The sequence below is a fragment of the Duganella callida genome (assembly GCF_004614165.1).
GTDB classification, from domain to species: Bacteria; Pseudomonadota; Gammaproteobacteria; order Burkholderiales; family Burkholderiaceae_D; genus Rugamonas; species Rugamonas callida.
Genome location: NZ_SPVG01000236.1, coordinates 1 through 7,964, shown reverse-complemented (window position 1 = coordinate 7,964; position 7,964 = coordinate 1). Strand labels below are relative to the sequence as shown.

General features: G+C 66.6%; 4 protein-coding genes and 2 tRNA genes. 5 read left to right on the top strand and 1 reads right to left on the bottom strand.

The annotated features are described in order from the left end of the window. Positions 1–156 precede the first annotated feature (156 nt). From E4L98_RS23760 to E4L98_RS23750, 3 genes are all read left to right on the top strand, one after another. Positions 157–1,308 carry a class I SAM-dependent methyltransferase gene (locus E4L98_RS23760; RefSeq protein WP_135204011.1) on the top strand — a complete coding sequence of 384 codons (1,152 nt, stop codon included), beginning with the start codon at positions 157–159 and terminating at the stop codon, positions 1,306–1,308. A 106-nt stretch (positions 1,309–1,414) separates the two neighbouring features. Beyond that, on the top strand, positions 1,415–2,440 hold the full coding sequence (locus E4L98_RS23755; protein ID WP_135204010.1) for a J domain-containing protein: 1,026 nt from the start codon (positions 1,415–1,417) through the stop codon (positions 2,438–2,440). 95 nt (positions 2,441–2,535) lie between these two features. After that, positions 2,536–4,119: a DUF3369 domain-containing protein gene (locus E4L98_RS23750; RefSeq protein ID WP_135204009.1), complete on the top strand. Its 1,584-nt coding sequence runs from the start codon at positions 2,536–2,538 to the stop codon at positions 4,117–4,119. Positions 4,120–4,169: 50 nt separating this feature from the next. Here the strand turns inward: E4L98_RS23750 and E4L98_RS23745 are convergent, their stop codons facing one another. After that, positions 4,170–7,418, bottom strand: coding sequence for an EAL domain-containing protein (locus tag E4L98_RS23745; RefSeq protein WP_229257539.1), 3,249 nt, complete (start codon positions 7,416–7,418; stop codon positions 4,170–4,172). Between the two features lie 227 nt (positions 7,419–7,645). On the opposite strand from E4L98_RS23745, the gene E4L98_RS23740 reads away from it, so the two are divergent. After that, positions 7,646–7,730, top strand: a tRNA-Tyr gene (locus E4L98_RS23740). Between the two features lie 58 nt (positions 7,731–7,788). Next, a tRNA-Gly gene (locus E4L98_RS23735) sits at positions 7,789–7,862 on the top strand. Positions 7,863–7,964 lie beyond the last annotated feature (102 nt).

The following is a 7,964-nucleotide window of genomic DNA, read 5'->3' as shown; positions in this document are numbered from 1 at the left end:
GGTTGGAGGTGCGGGTGTAGTTGCCATTGGCACCTACGAAAGGGAGCGCGATCACGCGGCCGATGCGGCGACCGGCGCCGGTTACGAGGGCCACGCGCGACGGCGCGGCGGAGTTGTCCTGTGCTGTCATCATGTTGAACTGGATATAATGCCGGGATGTCCTTACCCGAACCTTCTAGCGACGCGCTGGCCGCGTCCCACGCCCTGCAGAACCTGATTGCCGCTGAAATCGCCGACAATGCAGGCGCTATCTCCTTTGCCCGCTTCATGGAGCTGGCCCTGTACGCGCCCGGTCTGGGCTACTACAGCGGCGGCTCGGCCAAGTTGGGCAAAGATGGCGATTTTACAACCGCGCCGGAGCTGTCGCCGCTGTTCGGCGGCGCGCTGGCCCAGGTCGCAGCCGCTATTATCGCCCAAAGCGCGCCGCGCATCCTCGAATTCGGCGCCGGCACCGGCAAGCTGGCGTTCGACATCCTGCGCGAGCTGGCCGCCGCCGGCGTGGTCGTCGAGCGTTATGCGATCGTCGAACTGTCCGGCGAACTGCGCGCGCGCCAGCAGGAAAGGCTGCGCGATTTCCCGCAAGTCGAGTGGCTGGACGCCGTCCCCGCGTCCTTCGATGGCGTGGTGTTCGGCAACGAGGTGCTCGATGCGATGCCGGTGCACCTGGTCAGCAAGCATCCGGACGGCTGGCGCGAGCTGCAGGTGACCATCGCCGACGGCCGCTTCCAGTACCTGGAGGCGCCGGCCGATGCCGCGCTGCTGGCGCAGGTCGACCGTCAGATCCCGGAGCATGCATTGCTGCCGGTTGGCTACGTGACCGAGGTGCACGGCGTGGCCTGCGCTTTCATGGCCACGCTGGCGCGCATGCTGGGCCGCGGCCAGGCCAACGCCGCGTTCCTGTTCGACTACGGCTTCCCGGCGCACGAATACTATTTCGACCAGCGTGCCGCCGGCACCCTGATGTGCCATTACCGGCATCACGCCCACGCCGATCCGTTCTATTACCCCGGCCTGCAGGACATCACCGCCCACGTCGATTTCACGGCGATGGCGCTGGCGGCCCAGGACCACGGCATCGAGGTGCTCGGCTACCTGAACCAGTCCGGCTTCCTGCTCGGCGCCGGCATCGGCGATCTGCTGCTGCGCACCGACCCGGCCGACGCCGCCGCCTACCTGCCGCGGGCGCGCGCCATGCAAAAGCTGGTGTCGCCGGCCGAGATGGGCGAATTGTTCAAGGTGCTGGTGGTCGGCAAAGGCGTGGAACTGCCGCAGGCCATCGTCATGCATGACAGAACGCATCGCTTGTAGACAGAAAAGCACAGTAAGCAGAAAAGCAAGAGAATTACTCCACTGCTCTGCGAGTTGCATGCGCTAAGATGGGCTATGATGACTGATTCCGCATCGATTTTCCGCCATGGCAAAGATACACACCCACTATGACAACCTGAAAGTGTCGCGTATGGCGCCGCAGGAGGTCATACGTGCCGCGTACAAGGCGCTGAGCCAGAAATATCACCCGGACAAAAATCCGGGCGATGAAAAGGCGGCGCGCATCATGGCCATCCTCAACAGCGCCTACGAGACGCTGTCCGATCCGCAGCGCCGCAAGGAGCATGACGAGTGGATCGCCTCCGAGGAATGGGAAGTCGAATGGCTGGAAAGCACGCGCGGCGAGGAGGGCGGCGAGCGCGGCAAGCACAAACACGAGTCCGGCTGGCATCCCGAACACGTGCATGAGACGCCGTCGCGGCGCGCGCGTCCGCGCCGGCGCGACTGGAAGTGGTGGACCGGCCTGGCCGGCTGCCTGATGATCGGCTGGCTGGGCGGCGTCACCATGGTCAGCGAACCGCGCCAGTTGTCGAACATGCTGAGCGCGGCCTGGAACGGCAAGGGCGCGATCGACGCCAATGCCGCGCCGGCGCCGACCGAGACGCCGGCGCGCAAGGACGGCAAGGCCGAGCCGGAGGAAGCCTGGGCCAGTGTGCGCGGCGGCGGCCAGCGCGAGGCGCATGCGGCCAAGGCGCCGATCCGGGTGGTGGCGGTGTCGCAGGTGATCCTGCCCAACGCCGGCGCCGAATGCGACAGCGAGGCACCGCCGCAGACGCTGGTGGCGCCCAACGGCGAGCCGTGGCCGGCGCGTTCCGGCTATGTCGAGGGTTTCCCGGTCGGTAACCGCGGCGAGGAGATGCAACTGACGCTGGACAACGCGGCCAACAATTCGGCGGTGTTCATCAAGGTCTACGACATGGACCGCCGCTCGAATGTGCGTTACGCCTATGTGCAGGCGCACGACAGGCTGCTGGTCGACAAACTCTCCAGCGGCAAGTATGAAATCCGCTATCAGAACCTCGATGCCGGCGCCAATCCGGGCGCCTGCGGCGGCGCGGCGCGCACCGCCACCGCGGCGGCCGAAACGGCGACGTCACCGGTCAGCAACTAGTGTTGCCGGAGCCCTCCGATAAAGGTTGTCACAGAGGGGGAATCTGATTATCCTAGGCTATCGAACAGCTATAGAGCGCCCCAGGAGATTTGTGTATGACAGATGCCAACGCCGCAGACGACAACTGGCTGCTCGATGAAGATGAGGACGAGCTTCCCGCCGGTGGTCCCAAGGCGCCGGACCAGCGTTTGTGGCGCGTGCTGATCGTCGACGATGATGCCGACGTCCACGCCGTCACCCGCCTGGCGTTGCGCAACGTCAGCTTCAAGGGCCGCGAGCTGGAGCTGTTCTCGGCCTACAGCGGGCGCGAAGCCTACGACATCCTGCGCGACACGCCCGACATCGCCCTGGTGCTGCTGGACGTGGTGATGGAAACCGACGACGCCGGCCTGATCCTGGCGCGCCGCATCCGCGAAGAACTGCACAACGCGATCGTGCGCGTGGTGCTGCGCACCGGCCAGCCGGGCCAGGCGCCCGAGCAGCGCGTGATCATCGAATACGACATCAACGATTACAAGGCCAAGACCGAGCTGACCACGCAAAAGCTGTTCACCACGGTGATCTCGGCGCTGCGCGCGTACGAGAGCCTGAACATGCTCGAGCGCAGCCGCATCGGCCTGGGCAAGATCCTGGCCGGCGCCACCAATCTGTACCAGATCCATTCGCTGCGCGAGTTCGCCTCGGGCGTGCTGAACCAGGTGAGCGCCATCCTCGACGTCGGCGCCGACGGCGTGCTGTGTTTGATGCAGGGCGACACCGGCGTCACCACCGTGGTGGCGGCCACCGGCGGCTACGCCGAGCTCAACGACGCCGAACTGATGCCGGCCGGACATCCCCTGTGGCCGACCATTTCCAAGGCGTTCGCGGAAAAGAAATCGCAGTTCGACCACCCGGCCAACGTGCTGTTCATCCACACCCAGGAAAACCGCGAGGTGGCGATCTCGGTGACGCCGCCGTGGCCGCTGGCGCAGATCCAGCGCGACCTGCTGGAAGTGTTCTGCCAGCGCATTGCCGCCGCGTTCGACAACCTGTACATGTTCGGTCAGCTGCGCAAGGCGCAGGAGGCGACCGTGGTGGCGCTGGCCGACCTGGCCGAGTTCCGCGACAGCGGCACCGGCGGCCACGTGCGGCGGGTGCAGATGCTGTCGTCGGCGCTGGCGCAACGGCTGCACGAGCGCGGCGCGTATCCGGACGAGGTGACGCCGCAGCTGCTGGAAATGATCGGCCTGGCCAGCATCCTGCACGACGTCGGCAAGGTGGCGACGCCCGACCACATCCTGCTCAAGCCGGGCCTCCACACGCCGGAGGAGCGCAGCGAGATGCAGCAGCATGCGGCGGTGGGCAAGGCCATCCTGGAGCGCGCGGCCAACATGGTGGACGGGGTCAGCTACCTGACCTATGGCGCGCAGATCGCCGGCGGCCACCATGAACACTGGGATGGCAACGGCTATCCGAACCAGCTGCGCGAGCGCGCGATCCCGATCGCGGCGCGCATCGTGGCGGTGGTCGACGTGTTCGATTCGCTGCTGCACGAGCGGCCGTACAAGGAACCGTGGCCGCATACCGAGGCGGTGGGCTACATCCGCGACCGCGCCGGCAAGCAATTCGACCCGGAAGTGGTGGCCGCGCTGATGGAACTGATCGAGCGCGACCCCAACATCGGCAACACCCCCGGCTAAATCCGGGGTCAGTTCTGCCAATCGTACACGGGCTCTGCTGTAGGCGTCGCCTACAGCAGAGCCCGTGTACGATTGGCAGAACTGACCCCGGACTGATGCACCATCGCTTCGAACTGCGCGGCCGGCATCGGTTTGGCGTACAGGTAGCCCTGCGCTTCATCGCACTGCTTGGAACGCAGGAAGTCGCGCTGGGCCTCGGTTTCCACGCCTTCCGCGATCACTTCCAGTCCCAGCGAGTGCGCCAGCGCAATGGTGGCGGCGACGATCACGGCGTCGTCCGGGTCGGTCTCGATGTCTTTCACGAAACTGCGGTCGATCTTGATGCGGTCGATCTCGAACAGCTTGAGGTAGCTGAGCGAGGAATAGCCGGTGCCGAAGTCGTCGATCGCCACCTTGATGCCGCGCGAGCGCAGTTCGTTGAGCAGGGTGCGGCTGCGCTCCGGGTCCTGCATCGCCGCCGATTCGGTGATCTCCAGTTCCAGCAGCGCCGGGTCGATGCCGTGGCTGTGCAGCAGCCGGTCCAGGTGCGGCAGCAGGCCCGGGCCGTGGCACTGGCGCGCCGACAGGTTGACCGCCAGCCGCAGATGCGCCAGCCCCGGCGCGCGCCAGGCGTGCAGCAGGCCGGCGGCGCGCTGCAGTACCCAGTCGCCCAGCGGCAGGATCAGCCCCGATTCTTCGGCGATCGGGATGAAGCGGTCCGGCCCCACCATGCCCAGCTCCGGATGGTGCCAGCGCAGCAGCGCCTCGGCGCCGATGATGCGCTGCGTCGCCAGGTCGATCTGCGGCTGCAGGTACAGTTCGAATTCGTTCCGCTCCAGCGCCTGCCATAGACGATTTTCCAGCAGCAGGCGCTCGTGGGTGGCGGCGTTCATCGCGGCCGAGAAGAACTGGAAGTTGCCGCGGCCCTGGCTCTTGGCCGCGTACATGGCGGTGTCGGCGTGGCGCATCAGGGTGCCGGCATCCTCGCCGTCGCCCGGGAACATGGCGACGCCGACGCTGGCGCCGCTGTGCACGGTCTTGCCCTGCAGGTGATACGGCGCGGTCAGCGCGGCGACGATGCGCACGGCGATGCTGGAGGCTTCGTCCGGCGTCACCGCGCCGTCGGTGACGACGATGAATTCGTCGCCGCCCAGGCGGGCGATGGTGTCGACCTCGCGCAGCAGTTCCTGCAGCCGCTGCGCGACGGCGATCAGCAGCAAATCGCCCATCTCGTGGCCGTGGGTGTCGTTGATTTTCTTGAAGTGGTCGAGGTCGATGAACATCACCGCCGCCATGCCGCCGGCGCGGCGCGTCTGCGCCAGCAGCTGGTCCAGGCGCAGGTTCAGCGACAGCCGGTTGGCCAGCCCGGTCAGGGTGTCGTGGTGCGCCAGCCGGTGGATGCGCTCCTGCGCCTGCTGCTGTTCGGTCAGGTCGTGCAGGATGGCGACGAACAGGTGTTCGTCCGGCAGCTCGACTTCCGACACCGACATCGCCAGCGGGAATTCGCTGCCGTCGCTGCGCCAGCCGGGCAGCTCGTATTCATGGGTGACGCCGCAGGCGATCATGCGCAGCAGGCCGGCCGCGTCCAGGCCGGCCGCGTCGCCGACGCCGACCGGGATCAGGCGGTCCAGCGGCAGGCTGCCCATGTTCTCGGGCGCGTAGCCGAACAGGCGGCCGGCGGCGGCGTTGGCCGACATCAGCATGCCGTTGCTGTCCACCGTCAGGATGGCGTCGGCCGCCTTGTTGAGGATCGCCTGCAGGCGCGCCTCGCGCTGGCGCAGGCGCGAGGTGGAATCCTTGACCTCGGCCTGGATGCGGGCGCGTTCGCCGCTGATCAGCATCATCAGCGTGCCCAGCAGGCCGGTCAGCAGCAGGCCGCAGGTCAGCACGGTCCAGCTCTGCCAGCCGCGCTGCTGCTGCAGGTAGGCCGGCGTCGGCGCCAGCGTCAGTTCGTAGATGCGGCCGCCGAAATGCAGCTGGCGCTGGAAATCGTCGGCGCCGGCCGCGCGCCGCAGCGTGTCCTTGACGATGCGGCGGCCGCTGTCGTCGTCGGTGTCCTCGAAGCGCAGCAGGAAGTGCGGGAACTCGGAGCGCTTGAGCACGTGCTCCAGGGTGGCGTCGAACTGCATCGAGATCAGCAGCGAGCCGATGGCCTGGCGCTGGTTGCCGGCCGGGTAGACGGTCTGCAGCAACAGCAGGCCGGGACCGGCATGCCCTGTCAGCAGCTGCAGCGGCGCGGTGGCGGTCGGCTGACCGGATTGCAGGGCGCGTTCGAGGGCGGCGCGGCGCTGCGGGTCGTGCAGGAAGTCCAGGCCGAGGTAGGGCCGGCTGACCTCAGGCTCGATGTAGGTGGAGACGAAGTAGCGCTCGCGCGGCGCGGTGGGGATGAAATGGCCGTCGGGCGTGCGCTCGCGAATGCTGAAGTCGGGCGCCACGTGCTGGCGCGCCCAGGCTTCGAAGGCGGCGCGCTGGCCGCCCTCGACCGGCGCCAGCCAGGCCATCGACAGCAGCTCGGGGCGCTGGTCCAGGTAGCCGTGCGCCAGGTTGCCGAAATCCTCGGGACCGAAGCCGTGGCGCGGGTCGTTGAGCGCCTTGGCCATGGCATAAATGAAACGTTCATGCTCGCTGAACTGGGCTTGCAGCAGGTCGCCGGTCTGCTGCGCCTTGAGGCGGAAAGTTTGCAGTTGCTGGTTGCTTTCCCAGCGGTCGGCCTGCAGGTAGATGGCGATGAAGGCGCCGGCCGACAGCAGCAGCGGCAGGCCGACCAGCATGCGCCGGCGCGCCCACAGCGCCCGCGGGCGGCCGATCAGGATCCAGGTCAGCGGCGCCGCCAGCAGGATGCCGATGGTGTCGCCCATCCACCAGGCCAGCCAGTCGGCGCCCAGCGTGGCGCGCTGCAGGATGCCCAGCGCATACATGCCCGACAGCGAAATCGTGCTGCTGACCACGGTCACGCAGCCGGCCAGCAGGATGAAGCGCACCACGTCGCGGCCGGAACCGATGGCCGGGTCGATGTAGCGGCGGAACAGGGTGCTGCCGGCCCAGGCTTGCACGAACGCGCCGAGCGCCGGGCATAACGCGCCGAACACGGCAGTGGCGGTGATGCCTTGCGGGCTCAGCGCCGGATACACCAGGTTGACCGCCAGCGAGCCCACCGCCACCGCCGGCAGCAGCCGCGCGCCGCCCACCGCGCAGGCGGCCAGCGCGACGCCGGCCGGCAGGAAGATCGGGGAGGCGTAGGCCGGCGGCAGGGCCAGCAGCAAACCGAGGCGGCCGGAGACGTAGTAGGTGGCCAACAGGGCCAGGTTAGCAAACAGCACAAGAGGCCAGCGACCGCTACGATTCTTCAAAATCCGGGGCTCCAGGGGGATCGTTAGTGAGCCGATTGTATAGGAAAACATGCAACGTAAAAACAACACTTGCACAATCGCAGTTGGTGCGTATAAAATCTCGCCCCGAAGCAGACGAACTGTCAGCGCAACATCGAAAAGATGCAAAACGCAGTTGACAGCTCGGAAAAATTGCTTCATACTCTGCGGTTCCTCGCGGAGGGGTGGCCGAGTGGTTAAAGGCGACGGACTGTAAATCCGTTCTCTCAGAGTACACTGGTTCGAATCCAGTCCCCTCCACCAAGTTTTTGCAAAAAGACTGAGTGGCGCAGTAAAGATGAATAGAATTGAACGTTACCTCGCGGGTGTAGCTCAATGGTAGAGCTGAAGCCTTCCAAGCTTATGACGAGGGTTCGATTCCCTTCACCCGCTCCAGTGTTTGTTGCAGTCCGATGCGCAAGCATCAAAGGCAGTACCCAATCGCCCTTGTAGCTCAGTGGTAGAGCACTCCCTTGGTAAGGGAGAGGCCACGTGTTC